This window comes from Nostoc sp. XA010, from assembly GCF_020829625.1.
GTDB lineage: Bacteria > Cyanobacteriota > Cyanobacteriia > Cyanobacteriales > Nostocaceae > Nostoc.
The window spans coordinates 56160-80638 of sequence record NZ_JAIVFX010000028.1 but is presented as its reverse complement, the minus strand read 5'-3'; the positions used below and the strand labels follow the sequence as shown (position 1 = coordinate 80638).

Annotated in this window: 22 protein-coding genes, 1 tRNA gene, 1 pseudogene, 1 CRISPR repeat array and 1 riboswitch; of the genes and pseudogenes, 8 read left to right on the top strand and 16 right to left on the bottom strand. The window is 40.3% G+C overall.

Going from position 1 to position 24479, the window contains the following annotated elements; genetic code table 11:
• Positions 1 to 160: 160 nt before the first annotated feature.
• A complete protein-coding gene (locus tag LC608_RS27900) occupies positions 161 to 505 on the top strand; it encodes an HNH endonuclease (protein WP_229556672.1) in 345 nt (114 codons plus the stop codon).
• 240 nt (positions 506 to 745) lie between these two features.
• Positions 746 to 1288: a CRISPR direct-repeat array (repeat unit 37 nt; unit sequence CTTTCAACCCACCCACTAGCTGGAGGGTTGTTGCGAC).
• A 441-nt stretch (positions 1289 to 1729) separates the two neighbouring features.
• On the opposite strand, the pseudogene cas12k reads toward LC608_RS27900, so the two are convergent.
• Positions 1730 to 3377: pseudogene (gene cas12k / locus LC608_RS27895) on the bottom strand (type V CRISPR-associated protein Cas12k).
• Between the two features lie 80 nt (positions 3378 to 3457).
• On the opposite strand from cas12k, the gene LC608_RS27890 reads away from it, so the two are divergent.
• On the top strand, positions 3458 to 3910 hold the full coding sequence (locus LC608_RS27890) for a MerR family transcriptional regulator (RefSeq protein WP_229556671.1): 453 nt from the start codon (positions 3458 to 3460) through the stop codon (positions 3908 to 3910).
• Positions 3911 to 4214: 304 nt separating this feature from the next.
• Here LC608_RS27890 and LC608_RS27885 read toward each other — a convergent pair.
• Positions 4215 to 4288, bottom strand: a tRNA-Val gene (locus LC608_RS27885).
• A gap of 100 nt (positions 4289 to 4388) precedes the next feature.
• Positions 4389 to 4553, top strand: a riboswitch (cobalamin riboswitch).
• Positions 4554 to 4574: 21 nt separating this feature from the next.
• Between LC608_RS27885 and LC608_RS27880 the strand changes: the two genes are divergently transcribed.
• Both LC608_RS27880 and LC608_RS27875 read left to right on the top strand, forming a co-directional pair.
• Entirely contained in the window at positions 4575 to 4991 is a 417-nt protein-coding gene (locus tag LC608_RS27880; protein ID WP_229556678.1) for a DUF1636 family protein, read from the top strand.
• 2 nt (positions 4992 to 4993) lie between these two features.
• Positions 4994 to 5737 carry a cobalt-precorrin-6A reductase gene (locus LC608_RS27875; protein WP_229556677.1) on the top strand — a complete coding sequence of 248 codons (744 nt, stop codon included), beginning with the start codon at positions 4994 to 4996 and terminating at the stop codon, positions 5735 to 5737.
• A 90-nt stretch (positions 5738 to 5827) separates the two neighbouring features.
• On the opposite strand, the gene LC608_RS27870 is transcribed toward LC608_RS27875, so the two are convergent.
• A complete protein-coding gene (locus LC608_RS27870) occupies positions 5828 to 6970 on the bottom strand; it encodes a BMP family ABC transporter substrate-binding protein (protein WP_229556670.1) in 1143 nt (380 codons plus the stop codon).
• A gap of 460 nt (positions 6971 to 7430) precedes the next feature.
• Here LC608_RS27870 and LC608_RS27865 point away from each other — a divergent pair, with 460 nt between their 5' ends.
• Together LC608_RS27865 and LC608_RS27860 are read left to right on the top strand one after the other, a co-directional pair.
• Entirely contained in the window at positions 7431 to 8609 is a 1179-nt protein-coding gene (locus LC608_RS27865) for a hypothetical protein (RefSeq protein WP_229556669.1), read from the top strand.
• 1009 nt (positions 8610 to 9618) lie between these two features.
• Positions 9619 to 10830 (top strand): sensor domain-containing diguanylate cyclase, encoded by a 1212-nt coding sequence (locus LC608_RS27860; RefSeq protein ID WP_229556668.1) that lies wholly within the window; start codon positions 9619 to 9621, stop codon positions 10828 to 10830.
• 60 nt (positions 10831 to 10890) lie between these two features.
• Here the strand turns inward: LC608_RS27860 and LC608_RS27855 are convergent, their stop codons facing one another.
• The 3 genes from LC608_RS27855 to LC608_RS27845 all read right to left on the bottom strand — a co-directional run bounded on the left by LC608_RS27855 (position 10891) and on the right by LC608_RS27845 (position 13959).
• Positions 10891 to 11481 carry a thioredoxin family protein gene (locus tag LC608_RS27855; protein ID WP_229556667.1) on the bottom strand — a complete coding sequence of 197 codons (591 nt, stop codon included), beginning with the start codon at positions 11479 to 11481 and terminating at the stop codon, positions 10891 to 10893.
• 339 nt (positions 11482 to 11820) lie between these two features.
• Positions 11821 to 13035: a damage-control phosphatase ARMT1 family protein gene (locus tag LC608_RS27850; RefSeq protein ID WP_229556666.1), complete on the bottom strand. Its 1215-nt coding sequence runs from the start codon at positions 13033 to 13035 to the stop codon at positions 11821 to 11823.
• A gap of 459 nt (positions 13036 to 13494) precedes the next feature.
• Complete coding sequence (locus LC608_RS27845; RefSeq protein WP_229556665.1) at positions 13495 to 13959, bottom strand: cupin domain-containing protein; 465 nt, start codon at positions 13957 to 13959, stop codon at positions 13495 to 13497.
• A 279-nt stretch (positions 13960 to 14238) separates the two neighbouring features.
• Between LC608_RS27845 and LC608_RS27840 the strand changes: the two genes are divergently transcribed.
• On the top strand, positions 14239 to 14631 hold the full coding sequence (locus LC608_RS27840) for a hypothetical protein (RefSeq protein ID WP_229556664.1): 393 nt from the start codon (positions 14239 to 14241) through the stop codon (positions 14629 to 14631).
• A 134-nt stretch (positions 14632 to 14765) separates the two neighbouring features.
• Here the strand turns inward: LC608_RS27840 and LC608_RS27835 are convergent, their stop codons facing one another.
• From LC608_RS27835 to LC608_RS27805, 8 genes are all read right to left on the bottom strand, one after another.
• Entirely contained in the window at positions 14766 to 15326 is a 561-nt protein-coding gene (locus LC608_RS27835; RefSeq protein ID WP_229556663.1) for a hypothetical protein, read from the bottom strand.
• A gap of 48 nt (positions 15327 to 15374) precedes the next feature.
• Positions 15375 to 15989, bottom strand: a complete 615-nt coding sequence (locus LC608_RS37345) for a cytochrome P450 (RefSeq protein ID WP_308189932.1) — start codon at positions 15987 to 15989, stop codon at positions 15375 to 15377.
• A gap of 69 nt (positions 15990 to 16058) precedes the next feature.
• Complete coding sequence (locus tag LC608_RS37340) at positions 16059 to 16739, bottom strand: hypothetical protein (protein WP_308189931.1); 681 nt, start codon at positions 16737 to 16739, stop codon at positions 16059 to 16061.
• A gap of 175 nt (positions 16740 to 16914) precedes the next feature.
• Positions 16915 to 18393: a lipoxygenase family protein gene (locus LC608_RS27825; RefSeq protein ID WP_308189930.1), complete on the bottom strand. Its 1479-nt coding sequence runs from the start codon at positions 18391 to 18393 to the stop codon at positions 16915 to 16917.
• A gap of 691 nt (positions 18394 to 19084) precedes the next feature.
• Positions 19085 to 19261, bottom strand: a complete 177-nt coding sequence (locus LC608_RS27820) for a hypothetical protein (protein ID WP_229556662.1) — start codon at positions 19259 to 19261, stop codon at positions 19085 to 19087.
• Positions 19262 to 19273: 12 nt separating this feature from the next.
• Entirely contained in the window at positions 19274 to 19696 is a 423-nt protein-coding gene (locus tag LC608_RS27815) for a tetratricopeptide repeat protein (RefSeq protein WP_308189936.1), read from the bottom strand.
• 854 nt (positions 19697 to 20550) lie between these two features.
• Entirely contained in the window at positions 20551 to 20886 is a 336-nt protein-coding gene (locus LC608_RS27810) for a hypothetical protein (RefSeq protein WP_229556661.1), read from the bottom strand.
• Between the two features lie 123 nt (positions 20887 to 21009).
• Positions 21010 to 22092, bottom strand: a complete 1083-nt coding sequence (locus tag LC608_RS27805; RefSeq protein WP_229556660.1) for a WD40 repeat domain-containing protein — start codon at positions 22090 to 22092, stop codon at positions 21010 to 21012.
• A 749-nt stretch (positions 22093 to 22841) separates the two neighbouring features.
• Between LC608_RS27805 and LC608_RS27800 the strand changes: the two genes are divergently transcribed.
• Positions 22842 to 23261 carry a hypothetical protein gene (locus LC608_RS27800; RefSeq protein WP_229556659.1) on the top strand — a complete coding sequence of 140 codons (420 nt, stop codon included), beginning with the start codon at positions 22842 to 22844 and terminating at the stop codon, positions 23259 to 23261.
• 103 nt (positions 23262 to 23364) lie between these two features.
• Here the strand turns inward: LC608_RS27800 and LC608_RS27795 are convergent, their stop codons facing one another.
• Both LC608_RS27795 and LC608_RS27790 read right to left on the bottom strand, forming a co-directional pair.
• A complete protein-coding gene (locus tag LC608_RS27795; protein ID WP_229556658.1) occupies positions 23365 to 23553 on the bottom strand; it encodes a hypothetical protein in 189 nt (62 codons plus the stop codon).
• 182 nt (positions 23554 to 23735) lie between these two features.
• On the bottom strand, positions 23736 to 24404 hold the full coding sequence (locus tag LC608_RS27790) for a DUF6875 domain-containing protein (protein WP_229556657.1): 669 nt from the start codon (positions 24402 to 24404) through the stop codon (positions 23736 to 23738).
• Positions 24405 to 24479: the final 75 nt, after the last annotated feature.

Sequence of the window (24479 nt, the reverse complement as noted above, 5' to 3'; positions counted from 1 at the left end):
GTTGTTCCAGGCTTTTGGAGGTTGCTTTTGATTGCTGGCGATCGCCAAAATATGATTGAAAAACCTAGATAGAAGCCTTGAAAACTCTACCTGTCATTTTTGCTTTTATGTCAATGCGTAAGTCCTATATTGGAGTAAAAGACTAGGGATACACCCCCAAATGCCTAATCGTAAGGCTAAGTTGCTAAAACTTCAAAAGGGTAAATGTCCTTGGTGCGGGTTAAGCTTCCAAGAATGGGATGTTTTAGAAGTAGATCACAAAATCCCCAGAGCATTAAGAGGCAAGGATGAGTATAAAAATCTGCAATTATTACATCGGCACTGTCACGACGAAAAGACCGCACTTGACTTAAAGGAAATTAGGAAGAAAGACCACTCAAAATTCCGAGAGAAACTTTCTCAATTTTGGAATAAATATGACTGGGAGTGGATATATGATATTCCTAATTTCATAGGTCATGCTGTCAGGAAGTCCGATATGACAAATGGACAACACACTGAGTAGCCGTGTGCGGTGAAAGTCGCAAGCACGGTTCCGAATGGGAGGGGTGATGCAGTAATGCACACCTCGACCCTACCCTTGGGGAGATTTGCCCTCTTGGGCAGTTGGCGCAAGCCTGCTGTCTAACGGCGAGTCAGGGAACCAAGAATCCCCGTCTCTTTAGAGCGGGGAGTGTCAATTACAGAGACTATATAACGATAATGTCAACGTAGCGCTCTCTTTCAACCCTCCCTAATAAAAATGATGATAACCCACCCACTAGCTGGAGGGTTGTTGCGACATTCCTCTTGGTGCATAGCGATAAAAGTTTGCACCTTTCAACCCACCCACTAGCTGGAGGGTTGTTGCGACTGACGGTTCGGTTTATTGCATCAAGCTTGGATATCTTTCAACCCACCCACTAGCTGGAGGGTTGTTGCGACTCTTGCATACCGCTTCCCTTGGGGGGGCAAAGCGAAAACTTTCAACCCACCCACTAGCTGGAGGGTTGTTGCGACGGTCGTCTTTATCCCATTCATCATCAATAGAAGGCTTTCAACCCACCCACTAGCTGGAGGGTTGTTGCGACGATTTTGTAATTTCTCACGGTTAATATGTCTCAAACTTTCAACCCACCCACTAGCTGGAGGGTTGTTGCGACGCTGTGGCTCTGATTCTGGTTTCCACAGTTTATCTAACTTTCAACCCACCCACTAGCTGGAGGGTTGTTGCGACTTAAGGAAGTAATCGAATCCGCTCCTCCTAGTGCACTTTCAACCCACCCACTAGCTGGAGGGTTGTTGCGACCGACTCAGCTTTAAAATATTGTGGGGCAATGTTTCTAGATGTCCTTAGCGCAAATTTCTCCCAATTTGCTATCAGAGCTTTAGTCTCAAGAATCATATCTTAGTGAAAAAACGATGAAATTCAGATGGGACAAGCTATTTACAATTTGCGCGGATCTCTAAGAAATTTTGCCTTGATTTGAGTCCTTCAAATGAAGAATTGGGGAGGGTTCCCCCTTGATCGGGGGTGATTTGGTAGCCACTACAGCAGTACATCCGCGCCCTTATTGCTGGGAGCGCACCTATCCTGTCCAAAGACAGCAGCTTCAGGGTGAGCAGCTACCAGGGCCAGAAAGCAAGACTGCATTGCTACAGTCAAACTAACCCCTATTTAACAAAGTTTATACTGCAAGCAGTATAAACTTCGGCGCTATTAAATATTCTCTTGTCAAGGTTCAGTTTGTCAACTTCGCCTATTTGGGCGGAGATGGTAAGCAGAAAGTGCTAATTCCTTTGCTTTGTATTCGGGGCTGCCTCGAACAGGTTGTTGCCCTTCTTCAATCACTATTCCGGTTTGAGTAGCTTTGCTTTGAATACTCTGAATTAATCTGCCATAACTCCAGGAATGGACGTTAACCCGATATCGTTTGGCATATTTTTGCTGACCTTCTATGTAACCAGGACATTTTGCCTCGGCTATAGCTTGAATTTCAGTTTGAACAATCTCCCGCATATCCCCTAGCTTGGGCAAAACGATGCTACCAGCTTTATAGGTTTGTGCGATCGCTACAATTTCTTTAGCTAGTAATCGGTCTACATATTCCCCTAACTCACATGAGCCAAATTCATTAGGAGAAAAACTTTTTTGTGCTTTGTGGCGTTCCTGGGATAATAATCGCTGTTGTCGTCTCTGGCGATTCAGGAGTTCGTAATTGTCACCAAGTAGCTGGCGAATACTCCGGGAAGCCAGGACTTTGTTAGCTATCACATCTACTACAACCACCGTGGCAGGTTTTTCTAGTCCCAAGCTTACTCCAACCAAAATGTGTGATTGACCTTGGTATAAGGGTTGACTAGGACGCTCAAAGCTATTATTCATTCGATTAAGTGTTGATTCTTTACGTTGAATAAAAGCTTTCTGTGTATCTCTTAGTCCACTTTTTTGCTTCATCACTGAGATGATTTTAGTAATTTCATCTGCTTTCTCTTGACGAACCTGTTCTGTTCCCTCAGAAGTCCATAGGCGATTGTCAACACAACAGTACAGGCTCAATCGGTTTACGTTCCAAGGTTCGCCCTTACCTTCTCCTTTTTGCCAACTTAGATGAGTATTTCTGAGAGTGAATAAGCCACTAGAATACTGGCTTTTGCTTTGGCGTTTAGTTTGTTGGTCTTCTAGGAAACGTTGAAACCAGTGAAGTTGGCGATTGTCGCAGTATACCTCAAAGTTAAGATCGCTCAATCCATTGAAGTGAACACACAGCCTACCTTTTTGATTCTTTGACCAAACCATATCCTCGTTCGTTTCAAAAACAAGGGGGAATGGAAGAGAACTTGGTCGAGTTAATAGGATATCCTGCCAGCGCTTGGCTTCGGCGTTGTCTTCAGGAAAGGTGGTTGTAGCAGTAAAGAGTGTCTCTAACCATTTACCATTGGTCAAATCTCGACCTTTAGGCATCTGACTTATTAACTTTTCGGTAAGCCTTTGAATTTGAATTTCAACTTGACGACGACGTTTGGCAAATTTTTCTGGATCTTCTTCTTTATCGCTAAGTTTGCAGCCATTTTTTAACAGGTAGCTGTTGCTGTAGGCGTTTTTGTATTGCCAGCCAAGACTTATAGATGTAGTCCACAATATGAATCGCCGACATATATAAACGGCTAGATTGACCTGTAAAGCGAGGGTCAGTCTTGAGAGGCTGACACAGTTGACTAACAATAGTTGCTGGAAGCTTACCTTCTTGTCGCCATTTCTCGAAGTCTGGGTGTTTACCAAGTTGTTCGAGTAGTTCGTTAATTAAGGGTGTGTTCAAATTTGCCATCAACTTCCACAGTTTTTGGCGGGCTGATTCACTGGCAATAAGACGACACTGGATAGTAATCTGACTCATAAAAATAAAATATCATATAAATACACTATGTATTCTTAAAAAAATTAAATTTAAAAAATTGCTTCTGTAGGATGATTTCTATGGAAGAAAAATTCTACACAACCACAGAAGCTGCTGAAATTACTAATTGTTCGCGTCGTCAGTTACAGTATTGGCGAGATAAAGGTGTTGTTGTACCAACTGTGAATACCACAGGTAAGGGTCGTAATGTTTACTACTCAATAGCTGACCTGTTGACGCTAACAGTGATGCATTATTTATTGTCTGTTGGCTTAAGCTTTGAAGTTTGCCGGGAAGCTTTGGCTATGTTGCAAGATAAGGAGCCTTGGCTGTTTGAGGAGTTTGTCCCTAAAAAAAAGATGAAGAAGCTGATGCTGATATCTAACGCATCTCAGGAAAAATATTTGACATTAGCAGAATTTGATCAAGAGGCGGCGCTAGAAGCTCTTTGTCAAGGACAAACTGTGATTCCCTTTTGGTGCGATCGCGTGCATCAACAATTAAGGGACAATCTCAAAAACTTTGGTAGTTAATTGGCTGCTTATTAAAATGGAAACACTGAAGAATGGCTAGACTATAAGCGTGAAAGCCAATGGGCAGCGCTCGTGGGCAGCACAGATTGTAAAAGTTTTTTAGCTTAGGTATAAAATTGGGTCTATAGTCAAATATTCACTCTGGCGAGACAGTATCATGCCAAAGTGAATAGTTGATTAGCCTCAAATGTTGCGACATTAATTTGTGAACGGTTATCTAAAAGAAGTAACGACACTAATTTGTGAAATAGCGACATTAATTTGTGAACAACGACATTCAATTTGTGAATGTACAGTACAAAAATGGACGTAACTGGATTCGAACCAGTGACCTCTACGATGTCAACGTAGCGCTCTAACCAACTGAGCTATACGTCCTTAACTACACGATTATCAACAATAACACATACTTTCTTGATAAAGCAAGATAAAAGTGTAAATCCATCTGATAAGCAAAGTACCATTCGAGTAGGGTGTATGATCGATAAGGTTATTCGGTTCTGGTGGGGAGCAGCTACCAGAGGTAACGGGGAAAGTTCGGTGCAAATCCGGCGCTGTCCCGCAACTGTAAACCAATTTGAGATGTAATCTAAAATCCCAAATTGAGTAAGTCAGGATGCCCGCCGAAATAGATTTATCAGTTCCACATATCTGCGAGGTACAGATGACTACTACTGTAAATATTTCCCCGACTAGTCCTTTGGGTGTTGCTGACCATACTTTATTTGTTTGCAAAACTTGTGCTAGCGTTTGGCAAGATGGAAAACGCTTAGGTGAAAGTGGCGGTCAAAAACTTCTATCTCAACTTCAGCAGCTTGCACAAGATTGGGACTTACGAGATGAATTCCCAATTGAAGAAGTTGAATGCATGAGTGCTTGTAATCGTTCCTGTGTAGTTGCCTTTGCTGCCAAGGGCAAATTAACATATTTATTTGGTGATTTAGCTGTTGATGGTAGTGCATCTGCGGTACTAGAATGTGCTAGTCAATACTATGTCAAAGCAGATGGTTTACTGCCTTGGTCAGAGCGTCCAGAAGCGCTAAAAAAAGGCATTTTGGCAAAGATTCCACCTTTATCTTAATGATGCGCGTTTTGATTCTAGGTGGTACAGGAGATGCCGCAGAACTAGCTGCCGAAGTGGCGACTATCCAAGGTTTAGAAGCAATCACATCTCTAGCTGGGCGCACCCGTGAACCATCAGTACCGTTAGGCGATTTACGGATTGGAGGCTTTGGTGGTGTGGCTGGATTGGCTAGCTATTTGCGAGTCATGCAAATCGACTTATTAATTGATGCAACCCATCCTTTTGCTACTCAGATTTCTTTCAATGCGGCGGATGCTGCAACCGAAGTCGGAGTACCCCGTCTGATGTTAATACGTCCGCCTTGGGAAAAAGAAAGTGGCGATCGCTGGATTGAAGTTAATAGTGTCGAAGCCGCCGCCGCATCTGTAGCAAACCAGGCACAGCGAGTATTTTTAACAGTTGGAAGGCAAGAACTCGCCGCCTTTGCTCACCTAGAGAAAATTTGGTTTCTGATGCGGATGATTGATCCTCCTAGTGGTGATGCTTTAGTGCCACCGGGAGTGATATTGTGCGATCGCGGGCCGTTTACCCTCAATAATGAAAGGCAAATCCTGATTCATAACAAGATTGATACCATAGTAAGTAAAAATAGCGGTGGCGATGCAACAAAGCCCAAGATTATTGCAGCGCGAGAACTGGGCGTAAACGTTGTTATGGTAAATCGTCCACCTATACCGCCAGGGGAGCAGGTTACTGATGTTGATGCTGTTTTGGCATGGCTATTTGACAAGTTGCACGACTAGTGCAATATGGTGAAAGTTAAAAGTCAAAAGTCACGCATAATTGTATTCCAACAAAATTCAAAAAAGAAATCCTAGTATTGTTTAGCAGTGCTAGGCTTTGCCCTTAGGAATTGCCCCTTCAATTCCCTCAACATACCAATCCATCAGCAGTTGTCTCTGATCATCCAAAACCTTACCTTTTGGTACTTGTACCACCCCTTTTTGGTCTTTCACCGGGCCATCAAAAGGATGTGCAGTACCCTGAATAAACTCATCACGCTTTGCATTTACCAGTTGTTGCACATCGGCCGGAATTACCTGATTCATTGGGGAAATATCCACCATTCCTTGACCAATTCCATCCCAAACCTCTTGAGATTTCCAAGTATTACTCATTACTGCCAAGGCTTTATCTGTATAGAATTTACCCCATTTATTAATAGTTGATGTTAAGTGCGCTTGTTGACCAAACTTACTCATATCAGTGTTGTAGCCAAAAGCATAAATGCCTTTCTCTTGTGCCAATCGGACAACAGCACCAGAATCGGTATGCTGCGTCAGAACATCTGCACCTAAATTGACCAAAGCTTGAGCCGCTTCTCTTTCTTTAGCTGGATCGTACCAACTTTGTACCCAAAGTACCTTAACTTTTGCCTGGGGATTTGTTAGCCTTACTCCTTGAGTAAATGCACTGATTCCCCGAATTCCTTCTGGAATTGGGTATGCGCCAATAAAACCAACTACATTTGATTGTGTCATCTTGCCAGCAATCATGCCGGTTAAGTAACGCGGTTCTTCAAAGCGTCCCAAATAAGTGCCGACATTGGCAGCACGTTTGTATCCTCTACAGTGTTCAAAGACAACATCACTAAAGTCCTTGGCAACTTTAATTGTTGGATTCATGTACCCGAAGGAAGTTGTAAAAATCAACTTATTACCATCTAATGCAAGTTGGCGAATCACCCTTTGGGCATCAGCACCTTCATTGACATTTTCCACAAAGGTAGTTTTTACCTTATCTTGAAGATTGGCTTCCATGTCTCTGCGACCTAAATCATGGGCATAAGTCCAGCCAAAATCACCCACAGGGACAGCATAAACAAATCCCACCTTCAGAGGTTCATTTACCGCCACAGGCGACGCTGACGGAGATACCTCACCCTGCAATTTGGAATTTTTGCCTTGAATGCAACTAGTTAAGGTAAAGCTAGATCCTGCTAAAGTGACATACTTTAGAAAATTCCGACGATCCATATTTTATTAATAGGTTTACCTGTTAAAAAGATTTTTATGATTGCTGGTAATGGCAGACACGGTTTAGATTAGCTATTTACTTAATTTTAACTTTTTATTTCTGCCGTCAAGTTACTTGAGAAAGAAAGTAAGTGGATCAAATTAAACTAAAAAACTGCTATTGGCTTAGGTTCGTGACATTAAGGATTAATGCAAGTGAGAAAACTTGAGATTCTTTCTCACTATGGATTTTCCCTGATTGTGGAAGTGCTAAATTTGACAACGAATTAGGGACGAAGCCGACCGGAAGCAGTGCGTTTGGTAGAATTGGCGGCAAGTGGGAGCAAGAGGTTTATGGAAGTGAAGGTAGTTTTGAGATGATCTGTAGAAACCAAGGTATAGATTGTGGAAGCTTTTTATTACGTGGCCTATAGTGATGTGAGGTTAAATCAAACAACAATAAAAAGATAGAGAGATAACAATGTTTAGTTATTCTAGCCCCGCAATCGCCACATATCTTAATATTGCATCTCCAGTAGCGGCTTGTGTCAACGGCAGCAAAGTTGCAGTTATTAATACTGAGGGTGTATGGGAAGTAGAAGCTGATGGGAGGAAAAAACTAATTCCAAACTCTTATCAGGATGCTCGTGACTGTGTAGCTATTGATGGCAAGACTTATGTTCTCGCTGTTCCAACAGGATTAGTAAAAATAAAAACTGATGGAACTACCCAAAAAATAGTTAACAGTCCTGTATCATCAAGAACAAAAGTTAAGTTTTTAGATGGCTTGATTGTTCACCAGTCTGTAAATACTCTATCGATATATGATACCAGCCTCAACTTCAAAGCTAAACGTAGCTTTGAAGTAACAGAGGTAATGGATTTTGAGTACAAAAATAAGTATCTCTACGTTAGTGGTTTTCAGCAACAAAAGCGGTCAGGCATTCCAGTACAAATTGCTTTTCTTTACCGAATGGGTTTTAATGGCACAAGTATATTTGGCTTGCCAAATTTGCTAGAAAAGAACCAAGGTAAGCTTTGGGGCTACAGTCCTGCCAGTCTTGTTGACAACATGGCAGATACTCGACTCAACAAATTACACATTTCTGGGGATAAACTCTACGTACTTGGTTCGGTCTATGGAGGTAATTCAATCTTTAGGTGGAATGGTAAAGACCTCTTAACAGAAACTTTGATTACTACAGATAAATATACTAATGCTGCCCAAACTCGTGATGAGACAAAAGTTTACACAGGAGTTGTTGATTTAACCTCATTCTCTGTTGAACGCGGGCAACTAAGTATTACAAGACTTCCTTCAACAGGAGGATTGGGAGATGGCAATAGCAATTTCCCTAAAACTATTTACTCAAATGGCACTGATATTTTTGTTGGTTCTAGTGCTGCTTACGCAATTCCCAATAGAGATAGCCAAACATTTTTAGGTAAACTGATTCCACCTTACCGTGGCGATGCAAGTTTTTTAGTTTTTCCCAATAATCTCAAGAGTCGCAAAGCTTGGATAACGCCTGGTAATGGTGAAGTCTTGCTATTTAATAGTAAGTTTGCTGTGATCAAAACAGGTAAAGTTAATGATTTGTCTACGAATTCGGGAATCCCCCAAAGCCTACCAACAAATACTTATTTTATTAAGTTTTGACACAGCGATCGCAACGAGAACACCGCAGGCATCGCTATAGAGAATTTTCACAAAGGGATATGCCATTTTTGGTAATAGGACGGGATAACTCCCTACTCCTCATCTTCTAAATTCGCGTAAGCGGTGTATGTTGTCAGGCTTGATCGTTCGTTAGCAGCGTAGGTTCACTTTTGAAATTATTTCCAATTGGCAACATTTGGAACACTCATAATTTCTTACTTCTTTATTCGACTTTAGATAAATAAGAAGTGATTCACTTGGATTTTCTTTAAACCACTTTTTATTCGTCTAAACAAAAAAATAGTTAGTAATTGCAAGATATTTAAAGCCAGCTTTTTGATAAAACTGCGATCGCACGTTGATAAAATTTGATTTACTAACAAGAAAAAGCAAATATTATATGTAAAAAAAGGTCGAGAGCAGCAAGAAACTGACCCAAAGACTCTCCCCCAAAAAATAACTTGGCATCTTCGTCTGGAAAAGCAAAAAATCCTAGTTGCTCACCGAATTGTAGATTTTAAATTTCCGATTTTGGATTGAATAATTCAAAAATGTTCAATGGTTCCTGAACCCTAAAGGGGAAGCAAGCTACGCATAGCATCTGGCAGGGAAGAACTGAGCGCTCACGCCGTACCCCTCCGCGGAAGCAAGCTACGCGTAGCGTTCCGCAGGAAAATCCAAAATTTCAAAAGGTCTGAAAGTAAGCGAATTTAAACGCGAGACAAAATTTCGAGATTCCCTTAAAGCTTGTTTAAAAAGTGTTTCGCTGTGGCTTTAGGCATTTTTAGATCCCCTTTAACCTTCCGAGGGTTGGAAGCCGTCCCTCGGTATTTAAGTGTATATACATAAAATGTTGGTATCAAAAAATAAATTTTAACTAGAAAATTGACAGTATAATAAGTTTTGATAATTTTTAGTTTATATTGATTATTTTCAACCTGGCTTTGGGCAAAAAACCTTGTAAGCATGTAAATACTCAGGGAATTTGCACAGTGAAACTTAGGGTGACATGAACAATAGAGCAAACCAAAGCCATGAAGAACATCATGTAATACAATATTTCTGTATAATCAACCGAATCTTGATTTTCGTTGCAGAGATGTTTCTATCACGCAGCCTTTATGCTGGAAAGGTAATCCTGCGGTTGTTGCAAAATTTTCAGCGTACCAGACTTTCGTGGCTAAGGTTTAGGCACTCATCTGTGAAAACGCAAGCTGTTCCTCTACCTGAGAATGAAGCAGAAAGGCTCAAAGTATTGGCGGGCTACAGTATTTTGGATACCTTACCTGAAGAAGCATTTGATGACTTAACTGCTCTTGCTGCTTACATTTGTAAGACTCCAATAGCTTTAATTAGCTTAGTTGATGCCGATCGCCAATGGTTTAAATCTAAGGTTGGACTAAAAGCTAGGGAAACACCCAGACAGTGGGCTTTTTGCTCCCATGCCATTCTTCAACCAGATGATATATTAGTGGTTCCCAACGCCATTAAGGACGATCGCTTTACTAACAATCCCCTAGTCAAAGGTAGTCCCAAAATTCGTTTTTATGCTGGTGTCCCTCTGATTACGCCCGATGGTCTTCCAATTGGGACGTTGTGTGTTATGGATACAATTCCTCATCACCCAAGTTACCAGCAGTTAGATGCACTGCGCCGCCTAAGTCGTCAGGCGATCGCTCAGATGGAACTTCTTCAGGAAGTTCGCAACCGCAAACAAGCAGAAATCGAAGGAAGACAGTTATCGCTAACCGATGAACTAACAGGTTTGCATAACCGACGTGGCTTCTTTTTGATGGCTGAACAACAGTTAAAAATTGCTCACCGGACGAGAGTGTTGTGCTGGGTTATCTTTATTGATTTAGATGGGCTAAAACAGATTAACGACACCCTTGGCCACGACATAGGAGATGCCTTGATTGTTGATGCTGCTCAATTACTCAAGCAAAGTTTTCGGAACTCAGATATTGTCGCCCGCTTGGGTGGAGATGAGTTTGTTGTTTTCATCTCCAGCTACTTTAAGGACGCTGACAGTATCCAAGAGTGTTTGCAAACAAATATCGCCAACTTTAATCAACAGCAAAACCGTAACTATGAACTTTCGATGAGTATCGGGATAGAGCGTTACTCAGCAGAAAGCAATATGTCACTAAAACAACTAATCGCCAAGTCTGACAAATTAATGTACGCTCATAAGCGTCTCAAGCAGCAATCGATTGTCTGAAGGGAACTCCTTTGTGGGGATTAGGTAGTTGATGTTCTCCTACCCCATGCCTTTAAAGTGCTAATTTACCACTTGGCTACCATGACTGCGAGGATCATCTTGATTAGCCGTTGGTGCTACTGGGGCTGAAAATTTGGAAACTTTCCCGCTAGCTTGAGCATAAGGGAGAGACGAACCAGTAACCAAAGCTTCTAAGTTGCTAGCCATAATCGTCCGGGGTTGATCGCCGATCGCTTCGGCTATGGTTTCCCCTTGCTGACTCAAAAATACAAAATGGGGAATCCCATCTACCCGATATTTCAACATCTCTGGTAGCCACTTGGTATTATCCACATTCAGCATCACAAAATTCATCTTGTCAGCATACTCTGTTTCTAGTTGAGTGATATCTGGTGCCATTTTCTGACAGACAGTACACCAATCAGCATAAAACTCTACTAGAGATGGTTTGCCGTTGCTGATTGCTACTTCTAACGGTGTGGATGTATCACTTAACTTGGCTAGAGTTGCCGAGGTTGTTTCAGTTCGCAATCCTAAAACGAGAGCAACGCTAAGAGCGATCGCTACCATTACAATTAAAAAGTTTCTCAAACGCTTCCCTAAGTTGGATTCAGACTTATCGGGAGAATTAACAGGTGAATCAGTACTCATAACAAAATTATTAAAACTTATTAAGCAATTTCTTCTTCAGTTTAGCTGACTCCAGCCGCTCTTAAATACGTAATTTAATCTTCAAAATGGGTATTACAAATAAATACTTTAGTTGAAGGATGATTTTAAGCTTCAAAAATACCAGTGCTGTGTATGCCATATTTTTACTAGTCAGCGTTGGCAGCTTTCACACCATGCTATCATCGGCGACTTGTTAAAAGCGAGCGGACACGATGAAGATTGTCGTCATGGGATGAGCGATGCTGAAATTATTATAACGGCAGTAATTGCAAGTAAATTTGTATTCCATAACCCGCAACTTGGGTTATTACTAAATTATTAAGCCACGAACTGAATCACACCCCATTGTCCATTGGTCAACCAAGAATGGTCAGATTTTGCTACTTTCTCAACAACCTCAGATTCTAAACCCACTGCTACTTCTGACTTCAGGGTGCGTAATGCTACTGTTGGTACAGGTAAATAGCAGACTATATCTGCAAAGCTGGTAGTAATATCCCAATGGCGATCGCCTAATAACCGACGATAATTCGCATCTCCTTTGACTATAATTAAACTGGCGTTAGCTAACTCATTTTTGAGAGAGTTGGGCATTTCCCAAAATGCTAAAGGTGATGTCCAAAAGTAATCTTCAGACAACACTAAACGCCCTGATGTAATATGCCTCTCCAATCTTTGGGCGAAAGATGTCACTTGTTGATCGCTAGTAGCGGCTAAAAAACTTATTGTGTCATGTACATCCTTAATCATGGCATCAGAAACGAAAGTAGGATGTGGTTTCAGATGCAGGTAAACTTGATTAGCTAAGTTACTACTTAATAAAAAATCTACTAAGCATAAGTCACAGACAAGCTCAAAACCAGCATTGTCTAAGACAAAATCAATACGACCTCCTTGAGGAAGAGTTAATAATTCACTAACTTGGGAGGCATCATTTACTAAAATGTGAGCTAGTTGATTTTGAATATCAAAACGGCTCCGGTCGTCCTCAAATGCTGACCATAAACTCAAGTCAACTCGATTTCCCCACAAAGCGAAATATAAGAGTGCAATTAAAGCTGTTTGGTTTGGTGGGGCATCAATTTCAGAATCCTCCAGCCATTTATTAACCTGAGTACATAGAAGAATAGTCGAGTCAAGAGACGCTTCTAACCCCTGAGATTTTTGCAATTGGAATGGATCAACAGCTTGCCATATACCAGGGCGAAAGTAATGAGTAATTTCTAGAATTAACCGATAAAAATAAGTTTCTACAAAAAACCAAGGAATATCTATCCAACGCTGGCCTTTGTAAGCTTCTAGATACGTATCCCAAGCTGGAAAATCTGCACCAGTATCATTCACTAGAGGTTGTAAATATCCTGTTGGCAGTTCTGTAGCAAGGCTTTCTAATCTTGTATTAATATCGGCTGAAAAATTATTTTCAACGATAACTCGACGAGCGATCGCAGGCATTCTTTGAGTAACTGTAAACTCAGTAAAAGAACCGATTTCTGAACCTAAAAGTGACGGAGGTAGTGGTAATTTTGGCATTTTATATGAATTGACCACAAATTTATCTTGCCCTCTATTCATAATTTATTGTGTGCTTTAGTATTCACTCATCCTATAGGACTTATATTTGATTTCTGAAAAAACTCGGTACATATCGAAAAGCCTAATTCCTTATTCCCTACTCCCTACTCCCCACTTTCGGGCTACTTATACCAATTCTGTATGAAGATGAACATAATCAATTCCCCCTTCACAAGGGGGGACGGCGTAGCCGGGGGGTAAATAATATGCAGCTTCACAAAGAAACGGTATTACTGAGATAATTTCAAAAATAAAATACGATTCCTATATAATCACCCTTTAAGAGAAACTTATGTGTAACATAATAGAAAGTCAAACTTTCTTTTACTAATTAGTTTTGAGTTTTAGTCTATTATAGTAGCTTTGTTCTTCCTGGGTTACTACCTAAACCAGGCACAACGCAACATCAATCAATAATTAAATCTCTACTGGCTCCTGATCAAATTGCCGCATCAATTCTACAAGAGCATTTCGGTCTGGAGTCTGTCCGTCCTTGAGCAGTTCGGCTAACCCTTCAAAATACTTTTCGCGTTCTCCTGCTGGACAAAACATAATTAATAATTTTGCATCTTGAGTTCCTCGATTAGCGAATGTATGAGGCGTGTTACGTGGAACTAACACAAATGCCCCTGGTTGCCCCTGCACTATCTGATTACCAACTTGAATTTCTACCTCTCCTTCTAATACATAAAACATTTCTTCCATCTGCCGATGAATATGCAGTACTGGAGCAGTTCCACCTGGTTGTATTATGTTTTCAAACAATCCTAAGTGACCATGAGTATCAGCACCAACTACCTTAAATATTATTTCGCTATTACCAGTAGTTAAATGATTACCTTCTCCTGGCGCTAAAACAATTTCTTTAACTGGTAAACTCATAAACACTCCTACTATAATTTGGATGCTCAAGCGTTTTTTCAATCAGTGCTAGATTCTATCTGTATTGTGTTAGATATTAGAAACTGGAACATCCTTCAATAGGTAAGTTTTTTATAATACAACAGATTACAGAGGTGATTATCTATATAGTAGGCTAGGCGTCGCCAGGTGTGCGTAAAGGCTTAAAGCGGCATGTTGCTTTCTATTGCTAGTTAACCCATAAATTAGTTTTATGTTTTAAAGTAGAAAGTAGTTTGATTAAAGTGCTTGTTACTACCAATGAAAGTTTTAGGGTTAGTCTTGCCAGTCCTGTTGCTGCTAGGCACGCCTGCGATCGCAGTTGAGTTCAAAGGGCAAAATATTGATGGTCAAAAGCTACCTGCTAGAGCCTACTATTATGCAACTGGTGGTGTCTACAAAGTTCAGGTAAGTTTTCACAATAAACGAGCTACGATTTACTTTGACGACGGCAACCAAACAACCATACAGTTGAACCAGCAAGTGATCACTGACTCAAACAATATTGAAGGTTTTGGAAAGCTAGGGCAATATCCTCTAAATCGAACATTCAGTGTTGGGTTGGTGTATGACAATAATTGGCTCGGCAGCAGTGATAGTCAATTGCAACAGTCCAATCCGCTAGATGGGTTGTGGAAAATTAGTTTGGAGTAAATATTCGCTATCTTTTGTCTAAACTTTAGTCTTTTGTTGATAAATTTGCGGCGCAAGAATCACTTGAGTTTTCTTTTCTAAGAGAGCATTAGCCAGGAAACAGGTAAATGTGCTACTCAAAACGACAAGCTGTGTCAATTTGAGTGAGGGACAATTACTAAACACTCATTTTTCACCCTGGTAAGCATATCGTTAAAAGCAGGAGTATAACGACCATCTTTATCAACAACCTTACGGAGAGTATACTCACCAACTCTAGAAAGTCCGCCAAACCAAACGTTCTTTCTATGCCAAATATCTCCATTGAGAGAATTTTTGTCTTGGGACATTGTAAAATTTACAATCGCTCTTGAAATTGGTATTCCCAGGAAAACAGGTATGACTTGAGCTTCTTGCAAAGTTTCATCTTCAAACTGAATTTTGTAAGTTGCTTTAGACAATTGAACTGAACGTAGTAATATCCAACCCGCAATCGAGTTATGAAAAGTCCACTGTAACGGGGCAAAGATCGGTAAAACCAAAGTTCTGTTCTGTGGGTTCCATTCCAAATTGTACATAGTAATGCAAGTATCTGGCAGTGGATTCCCATCCATAAAAAACACACCCTGAAGGACAGATGGTAACTTTGTTTGTTTGATTGGAATCATCCAGGTTGCAATATTATTGAGTTGCTTTTTCTCAATTAATTCAGTCATACTAATTTGTAATTCATAATTACTCACGGGTGAACGGTGACTCATTACTCACAATCGTTGAGCAAAACCTTGTAGTACTAAATTATTAGGAGTAACGGCAGTCACTTTTTCAAAATCCCACTTGACTTCTGTAATTGAGTCCCATTGATAGTTGTGGAATAGATGTAAACAGAAAATTTTGATAAAACCAATTGATAAGGATTTACCAGGACAAGCTCGCTCATGCCCTTCGCCATTCCAAGATAAGATATCTGAAAAATTCCGTGTTAGGTCAAAATCATCTGGATTTTGGTATCTGTTGGCATCCCGATTAGCCGTAAAAATAGAGCCTAGCAAGCGAGTACCTTTTTGGAATGGACATTTTTGTTCTCCAATCTCAACTTCACCCGCTTCAGTGGTGAGTTGGCTAACAAATCGCACAGGTGGATAGAGACGAGCTGTTTCTAAAATCACTTGATTGAGAATTGTTAACTGGTCTAAAGCGTCTAGATCTAAAGTTTTCTTGCCATTCCAAACTGCATTCACTTCTGACATTACATCATTTCTGAGGGCATTATCCAAGCAGAGAACACCAATAACTGATCCTAAAAGCGCACTTGTACCGGCAGTACCAGCGATATGAATCATATCGAAAAGGGTATTAGCGATTTGGTGTTCGTTCAACTGATACTGAGCGCCTGTTTCAAAGTAAGATGCCCATTTAGCCGATTGTTTATATCGCTTGGTTAAATGTTAACGATGCCGAATTTTTGGCGCTGTTAATATTGCTAGCACATACTTGCTTATAAAATTAGGCAAGGATGCAAGAGGCAAACCTTTAATGTAACTACGTGATGCTGTGATTTCTTCCTCAGATAAAGATATCTGAAAAACCAGTTGGTGCAAAATTGACAGGATGATTTTTGGCAAATCGTTGCCGATGTGTAATTTGCCTTGTTTAGCAGCTTCTAACAAGCTTTGCTCAACTAGATTCCCTAAAAACTTTATCTTTTGAGACGCTTCTGGTAAGGCTTGTAAGATCACAGTACGTAGCCCTGTATGTTCGTTACCGTTCGTTCCCAAGCTCAGAGGATTATCGAGCAGGTAGCTAGGAGCTAATATTCTAATGATGCCTAAATCATTTCCCCGCAGTTGTGGTTGCGTTTGTATTAGTTCACTCACTTGAGAGTGAGAGGAATGCATAATTGCTTGGTCTACTGCAAAATACTTGTCTCCAATATTGTCCTTACGGATGTAGAGAAAGTCCCGCCATGCTTTGAGTATAATTGAGGCATCCGTATAATAGAAAATCAAACGCAGAAACTTGCCGATCGCAGTGTCATAACCTACTTTATCTAGTATGGGTGCAAGCCAAATCTGGCGAGCATGACCTTTGAGAACTTTATCTTTAAGTGTCATAATATTTACTGTCATTTGTCATTTGTCATTTGTCATTTGTCATTGGTCATTGGTCATTGGTTATTAATTTTTTTCCCTCAGTTCCTTATCTTCCTAAGTCCTTTTATTCTCTATGAGAGGCTGCGCGTACCAAGATACTTGTCAGAATAAAATTTTGAATTTTGAATTGATTTCTCCCTCAGTCGCCAATTCAGATATTGATGCTTTGAGGAATTTTAGAAGGAAGCAGATACTCATAGGCTGGGCGGTGCAAATTACGCTGCTTGATCGTATTTTCTACCTGCTGAAGATGACTTTGGAATCCCTGTAACAATGGTTTTACTTTCTCATCTGTGAAATATCCTTGCTCATACTCGCCCAGCTTGTTGTAGTATATAGACCCCAATAAGCTGAGTAAGTTATATTGCCGTTGTGCCTGATCTAGAGGGGGGAGCAAATTGAGGTAGTCTTGCTCGGTAACTTCTCTTTTAAGAGTTGAGGCTGGTAAATAACCTGCCAATGGTATAGCTGCGGCGTAGCCCATCAAATCTTTTTGCGGAAAGTTAACGGCTGCATGTTGGGCACTGGCAGTAAAAATAATCAGCGTAGTGGCATCAATTAGGTAATTTAGCGTTTTGATGCCCCCATCTTCGCCAAAATCGCGGATACGACCACCATCGTAAGCTGAGATTTCAGCTGCCCATGTTTGCAAAGCTATATCTTTCTGAATGTTTTCATCGGTAGGGTAGTAAAGTTCCAGGTAGTCTGAAACCCATTGATGAATGGTATCCCAGACTAATAATGCATCATCCCGGTAAGGATAAACAGGCAATAGATTGGGATCATCCACGCCACGCTGTTGGAATTGTCTGGGTAAGATGGCACTATTAAAACCATAGCTTTGTAACCCTAGCACTGCTAAAACGCGAGAGTTATCGATTGATGGTGAGAGCAATCTATCTACGCCACCGCCAGGAGCAATGAGAATCTGTTGGGCGGCATTGTTAATTGCTAAGGTACTATCAAAATGCGGGCGCAGCAGAATTCTGAGGGGATGGGTTAGTGGCAGTTGTCGAGCAGTTGCGATCGCAAAAACACCAACTAACAGGTGAGTTCTTGCTAGGTGAGTAACAGCTTCGTAGATGTTGGCATCTGCTATTTGGACAACTGTTTTGGCAAAAAGCCAAGCGTATTTACCGGAGTTAGGGGTAACAATTGGATAATCTGGGCCTGGGGTTTGACCGCATTGAATGGCTACCGGACGTAATAGCCTGGTGGCATCTGAGCCTTTGGGTAAGGCAAACAGTGCTAGGGGAGCGTAGACATATTTTTGCTCATGTGGATATGTCCCGTTGATGACACCGGATAAAATTTTATAGTCAGCTAAGTAGAGCCTTCCTTCAAGTCCTGCTGCTGCTAATGAATCGTCAGTTCCCATCACTGCTTGGTAATGTTCCTCTGTGACTGGGAAGCGATCGCCTAGACTACTTACTCGCTCGATCATCACGGGATTGTAGCCAGCTACTCGCGTGTAGGCAAAGACTTCATCTTCCTGGTAACTTTTAGCGATTGCTGGGACACCAATCACCGGAAACAAATTTTCGTAGTCCTTGAGACTGGTTGCATGTCCTGTAGGCTGTCCTTCATATAAAAGGTTAATTACCCTATTTAGAGCATCTCTGAGGATCACAAGTCCGTTTTCTTTCAGAATAGAATAAACAGGTTTGAGTTACCTAAAGGTATTATCGCAATCAAGTTTAAAATTGTGATTTTTCTAAAGAAATTTTCTGGAATTTATCAACTCCTGAACCACGCACTTAACCTTTAGAAATCTTACAAGTAATTAGCGATATAAATGATACTTGCCAAGATTTAGAAACAATTCTCAAAGAACACTTTCGTAGTAAAAATCTGTACTTTAGTTTACATTTTTAACACTGGAACTATTAGACCCTTTGCCATTACATGTTCTTTTGTAATTCTTACCTTGGGGGAATGAGCGTGTGATATTGCAACACTATGCACACTACTTATCTTGTTTTTAGGTATATATTGATACTAAAGTATATTTTGGTAAGTATAGAAACAGTATAGGGAGCTTATAGGCTATATCAACACTTTTAGTTGCAAGCCTAAAGTGGGTAAGGCTGGTTTGATGACACGAATTTGTCTCAACGCCATTTAATTTGTCGCTGTACAAATTTGTTAACGACGACAAATATCGTGTTAACCGACACCTGGAGATATAGGAGAGGCGATCACACTCTTCATGTTAAAAATTGTATTGACAGAAAAGCAAATTGTACTGATATAACTTTAAGATTACTAAATCACCTTCTTTGGTGAAATTCATTTTAGTCTCTTCAGAAGCGGTAAATTTCTTAACTATCCTCTTTAGAAATATTCTGTTCTTTAAATCTTTCGCCAAAAACATTATCAACTAAACTTTTGAAAAGCGGATGTTCCCAAATTTCATCAAAGTCTGGATCAGTTATAGCAAGTTCCCAGAATCTATATGGTTCACATTTTATTGATTCTTGTAAATTTTGACTTGCCAAAGCTACATTACTTTACAAGGCATAACAACAAGCGTTGTTGTACCAGTAATCAGGATAGCCCGACTTGATTTCAATTGCTTTGTTGTAGACAACTAACGCTTCTTCATATTTTTGTAATTCCATTAAAGCGACACCTTTATAATTCCAAGCGTGGGTATTATCTGATTTGAGTTCAATAACTTTGTCATAAGAGGCGATCGCATCTTCATACCGATGTAAGTAATAAAGTGCATTGCCACGATCTAGCCAAAAACCATAAAAGTCAGAATAGATAGCGATTGCTCGTTCATAAGAGTCTACATCTGCTTGATAATCTTGCTGTATTGCTAAGGCTTTTCCCCGTAACCACCAAGTATTGCTGTCATCTGGTCTAATTGCAATCACTTTGTCATAGGCAGCGATCGCTCTATCATAACGCTGTAATTTTGCCAGAATTTCGGCTTGCTTGATAATTTCAGTTTTTGAACCTCTTTTATTGAATATAAGTTTTCATTATAAAACAGGTATTATTTAGAACTAACCACTACTGAGTGCCTAATTGGCGATCGCCCTTTAGCAAAACTTTGCGATTTACTGAATCTACCTCGAAGAGTCAAGGAGGAGAGCGATCGGATTACGGCTGAATGGAGATGGGTTAACAGTTCCTCAGATTGCTCGTCATCTCAAGATTCATGATGGGTTATAGAGAAAATATTGGCTGTAGCGCAGTTAGTGAACTTTTGTAAATATTGCGTGTCGTCTGCGAAAAACTTATGAGATGGAAATGAAAACTCAACAGACACGGGAGCTGTCAAATTATCGGACAGGATTATTTATGAGCTTTTGTAAATAATTGGCTGGTTCTGCATAAAATTTTTCTTTAATCTAAGTGTTATGTACAAGCTCAAACTCCAACAAACCACTCACACAAAAACTCAGGAGAGCAATTGTGTAACTCATAACAAAAATATTAGTCAATCAGGAGAAAGCAACATGATTAATAAAAGCATTAAAAAAATGGCAGTTAATCAAACAGTCCAGTTTTCCTATGAAACAGCATTAATAGAAGAATTTTAGATACTTACTGACGAGCAATGTCAGGCAATATTTAAGGGTATGACTTATTATCTTGAGTATCATTGTTACGAACTTGAATCATTTTAGTCACCGCCCTTTATTGGAAACGTGTGTCCCTGGTCATATTCGTCATAATTTCATAGCTAAGAAATGTGTATTAAATAAAGTGCAAAAGTAGGGTGCGTTAGACGAAAGTACGTCACCATTCCAAGTTAAATCAGAATTGCAGGTTATTAAATTTGCGTTCTTAACCCTAAGGGGTCTAAATCTCCTTCTAAATAAAACATAAAAGCCTTCTGCTTTTTACTCTTCGACAAAAGCAGACTCGCGTTAAAGGTAATACAAAGTGTTCTTGCTTGAATCCCACGTTTTTCAACGTGGGTTTTTTTGCCTTCTGTATGCCCCGTAAGAGCGATCGCTACTTTCTCCTTTTTATCCAGCACCCCATCACTAGCAACCATGTCCTGTGGACCGCCAGCGTATGTTTTCAAAGTTGCGGATGTCTCTGTAATACGCTGGCTGATACTGACCTGTTGCCACAGGCTACCGTAGAAGCGCAAAGAAAACAAACAGAGGAGAAAAAATGCTTAACCCAAGCGTATTGAGATAAAAAACTCAAATCATTAGCACAAGAGGTAGTGCGAGAATCTAGTTTAGAAGTGATTGAGGAGTAAGAGTAAAAAATTGATAAACTACGGTATTATCTGCCAAACTTTAATAGATTTATCGCCACTACCGCTATATAAAGTCTGACCATCACTACTTAATGCAAGTCCATAAATTCCACCTGCGTGTCCGGTAAGTTCCATGACAGATTTCCCTGTTTTGATGTCGCGTAATATGATTTCTCTGCCTAAACCACCAGCAATAAATGTCTGGCTATCGGGACTTATAATTAACGCATCAATACTCGTACCCAACGATAAATTATGAATCAGCTTTCCTGTTTTCAAGTCCCAAGCTTTGAAACCTTTACCATCTGTGGTTCTGACTCCACCAGATTGAAAGCTATCATCATGTCCACCACACAGGAGCATTTTCCCATCGTTACTAACAGCAAGCGTAATTGGGGCTGATGCTCGCTCACCCCCGTTAATCAGGTCTTCTTTTTTGGGTAGTGGTGGGGTAAAGCTGCCTATTTGTTTACCTGTTACCAGACTCCAAACCCGAATTTTTCCCCCATTTTCACCCCCGCTTAAGAGAGTTTTACCATCAGGACTAATTGCAAGTGCTGTTGTTTCTGCTTTGAGTATCCGGTCGATTTTTCGAGTTTTGAGATTCCGAAATTTGATAGTGTTATCGCCGCTACCACTGATTAAAGTTTGTCCGTCTAGGGTCAATAACATTCCTTTCACTCCTGTTTTTTCTGAAATCGTGCGAACTTCCTTTCCTGTTTGCGTATTCCAAAATTTGATAGTGTTATCGAAACTGGTACTAATTAAAGTTTGCTCATCTGGAGTAATCACTATTGATTTAATGCCCTCACGGTGTCCAGTTAAAGTGTGAAGCAATGCACCTGTGGTAGTAGGATTCCAAAGTTTGATTGTTTTATCATCGCTACCACTAGCAAGAACTTGACCACTACGCGAAAGGGTTAATGCACGAACAGGTGCAGTATGTCCTGATAAAGTTAGTTTCAACCTCTTTGGTTGTTCAGTATTTGTGGGAGTATTAAGTGTATTTGCTATAACCGGAACGGTAGCAATTATACTAAAGGGTGTAAGTAGGAAAACACTAAGTAATGTTAAGGTTTTAAATAGGATGACTAATTTCATGGCGATATTGTTGAAAATGCAACGAATCAAGCAAATAAACCTTGCTTTCTAATGTCACTAGCAAAGCTTTTCTTCATTCGCTATTATTAATTCAATGAGTCTACTTTCTATTCCAGAAAAATTGACAGTTTTCTATTGTTAGTTAACAGATTATTTGTTGCTTTAGCAATTAACGTGAGTTCAATGGGTTGAAAAGGTGCTTTGAAAAGCTAAGACTCCAATAAAAAGAAAATTCAAGAGTGGTTTTGTAACACAAATGCTACCGAACCAAATCTCCGCGCTAGATTTCCCTCCTACACACCACTTATGCCCCCAATAGCCAACATCAGAAAGGCTTTCGGCAATAAAAGAGAGAATTGATCGGGGAGACTATGGACTAGTACCGCAAGGCGGAAGTCAAAAGCCAAAAGTCAAAAGTCAAAAGTCAAAAGTATTATGGAATAAGCTCTTTAGGGATTTTAAATGGTTGCTCTATTTACGCCGTGCCGTACTAGCCTGGCATCTAGCGATCGCTCTTTGAGGAAAAACTTTTTCGTTTACTGCTTTTTAGTTAATGTGTCAGTTTAATTATTGTCCACTCAGTAAATACAACAAGCTTTGGGCTAAAATTACGTTGTTAGTGGTTGCAATTATCCAAATATCTTGATTTTAGATAATAGCAATATTATCTAAAATAAGGAATACGAGGATTAGCGAGCGCACTGAAATTTGGTTGTTCACCGATCATAAGATTTTTAGAGGGTACTACTATGCAAAATATGCTAAAACGCGCATTCCTACCTGGCTTGATGGCTGCTACTTTAGCTGGTACTAGCTTAATCCCGGTTCAACCTGCTTCTGCTGATGACCGAGTTCTTAATAATGCTGCCATTGGAGCCGGGGCAGGTGTATTAAGTGGAGTTGTAACAAATTGTGGTTCGGTATTAGACAATGCTTTTAAAGGTGCGGCGGCTGGTGCTGCTGTTAATGCTGCCAATGGTGCAAGACGCACCAGAGCTAGAAGAAGAAACGCACGTTTACCTGTTCAAGATATCGGTGTAGGTGCTGGTGCTGGTGTATTGGCAGGTGCAATTTCTGGTGGTTGTAGAACTACCTGGAAAAATGGTGTCAATGGTGCTGCTGCTGGTGCTGCGGTTAATTTATTAGATAACAGACGCAGAACAAAATAAAAGGGGAGACAAATAAATAAGTGTATTCAGGGCTGTTAGGATAGCAAAAATTACTAAAATTTTCTCTTTATTCCCTCTGCTCTCCCTGCTCCCCCTACTCACTTCACAATGATCTCACTTTTTCGCGTTGCTCCCGTTGCCATGCTAATAAAGCAGCGATCGCCACAAAGTTGATTACAAGGGTTCTGAGCCTCAGGCGATCGCTCCAAGTCAAAATGCGCTCTTTGCTCCGGCTGCGCTTGCTTTGTGCCCGTAGTTCCCAGAGCATAGGTAAGATGGGAAAGAGAAACATCCCTGCTAATACGGCTAAAGAAATAATAAAATGCTCACCGGACAAGATATTAAGAAAATTTTAATATCCACATTTAGATGTGTTTTAGCTTATTCCTCCCACCACTTGAACGAATGGGATTTCCGCCGATTTTTGTTGACATGCATAGGCATTGCTATGTCTCTACAGAGTGGTTGGTATATTTACCTGAAAATAGCTATTTGTTCTTTCGCTAAAGCTAATGCTTGATGAGCATTTCTAAACTTTGCTTCATCTGTAAATTTATGACCAAAACACTTTAAATAAGCTTCCAGATATCGAATACGTAAGTATGGATCAGCCGGACTCTCAAGAAAAGGGAGGTCAGCTTCAACCATAAACCGGATAGCCAACAAGGGGATAGGGCTACGAAGTGGGCGAAAGTTTGGGTTGTGCAAACCAGGACTTTCATTACGTTTATGAAATTCTCCTATCATTAGTCCTGACTCAACAAACAAAGGTTTAAGTTTTTGTTGGACACTATCTACTAGCTTAGGAGCATCTTCTGTATGGATGTCAGGAAAGATAAGTAAAAAAGCTCTATTTATTGCTAATTCATCCTCTTTAACTTCCATCTCAAGAAAGATATCTCGGTAGCGTCCAACAATTTCTTCTAATTGCTCTACATACAAATCTTTTGTGTGAATAACTGCCAGACGAATACTGTTTGACTTGAGAGAGTGAGGTACAAAAGGGCAAACTACGCCGGGTCTTCCTAAGTTAGGATGAGGTCTTCCTAAAAAATTTTTCACCCAATTCACAATTTCAATCAAGTAAGGAAGGTCTTCATTGTGCTGGAGTTGTTCGATTTCAAGAGTTGTATAAAGTTCCATGAGCTTAACTTAAATAGGGTAATTGTCTAATTCTGAATCCAAAATTACTTTGACAATATGATATGTCTGAAACTA

Bases quoted from the DNA above. Each gene is read 5' to 3' on its own strand.
- LC608_RS27850 (WP_229556666.1), bottom strand. From the start codon at position 13,035: ATGCCAAAATTACCACTACCTCCGTCACTTTTAGGTTCAGAAATCGGT.
- LC608_RS27795 (WP_229556658.1), bottom strand. From the start codon at position 23,553: ATGTTTCTCTTTCCCATCTTACCTATGCTCTGGGAACTACGGGCACAA.
- LC608_RS27855 (WP_229556667.1), bottom strand. From the start codon at position 11,481: ATGAGTACTGATTCACCTGTTAATTCTCCCGATAAGTCTGAATCCAAC.
- LC608_RS27860 (WP_229556668.1), top strand. From the start codon at position 9,619: ATGAACAATAGAGCAAACCAAAGCCATGAAGAACATCATGTAATACAA.
- LC608_RS37340 (WP_308189931.1), bottom strand. From the start codon at position 16,739: ATGACAGTAAATATTATGACACTTAAAGATAAAGTTCTCAAAGGTCAT.
- LC608_RS27900 (WP_229556672.1), top strand. From the start codon at position 161: ATGCCTAATCGTAAGGCTAAGTTGCTAAAACTTCAAAAGGGTAAATGT.
- LC608_RS27840 (WP_229556664.1), top strand. From the start codon at position 14,239: ATGAAAGTTTTAGGGTTAGTCTTGCCAGTCCTGTTGCTGCTAGGCACG.
- LC608_RS27835 (WP_229556663.1), bottom strand. From the start codon at position 15,326: ATGACTGAATTAATTGAGAAAAAGCAACTCAATAATATTGCAACCTGG.
- LC608_RS27865 (WP_229556669.1), top strand. From the start codon at position 7,431: ATGTTTAGTTATTCTAGCCCCGCAATCGCCACATATCTTAATATTGCA.
- LC608_RS27880 (WP_229556678.1), top strand. From the start codon at position 4,575: ATGACTACTACTGTAAATATTTCCCCGACTAGTCCTTTGGGTGTTGCT.
- LC608_RS27875 (WP_229556677.1), top strand. From the start codon at position 4,994: ATGCGCGTTTTGATTCTAGGTGGTACAGGAGATGCCGCAGAACTAGCT.
- LC608_RS27805 (WP_229556660.1), bottom strand. From the start codon at position 22,092: ATGAAATTAGTCATCCTATTTAAAACCTTAACATTACTTAGTGTTTTC.
- LC608_RS27845 (WP_229556665.1), bottom strand. From the start codon at position 13,959: ATGAGTTTACCAGTTAAAGAAATTGTTTTAGCGCCAGGAGAAGGTAAT.
- LC608_RS27790 (WP_229556657.1), bottom strand. From the start codon at position 24,404: ATGGAACTTTATACAACTCTTGAAATCGAACAACTCCAGCACAATGAA.
- LC608_RS27890 (WP_229556671.1), top strand. From the start codon at position 3,458: ATGGAAGAAAAATTCTACACAACCACAGAAGCTGCTGAAATTACTAAT.
- LC608_RS27800 (WP_229556659.1), top strand. From the start codon at position 22,842: ATGCAAAATATGCTAAAACGCGCATTCCTACCTGGCTTGATGGCTGCT.
- LC608_RS27870 (WP_229556670.1), bottom strand. From the start codon at position 6,970: ATGGATCGTCGGAATTTTCTAAAGTATGTCACTTTAGCAGGATCTAGC.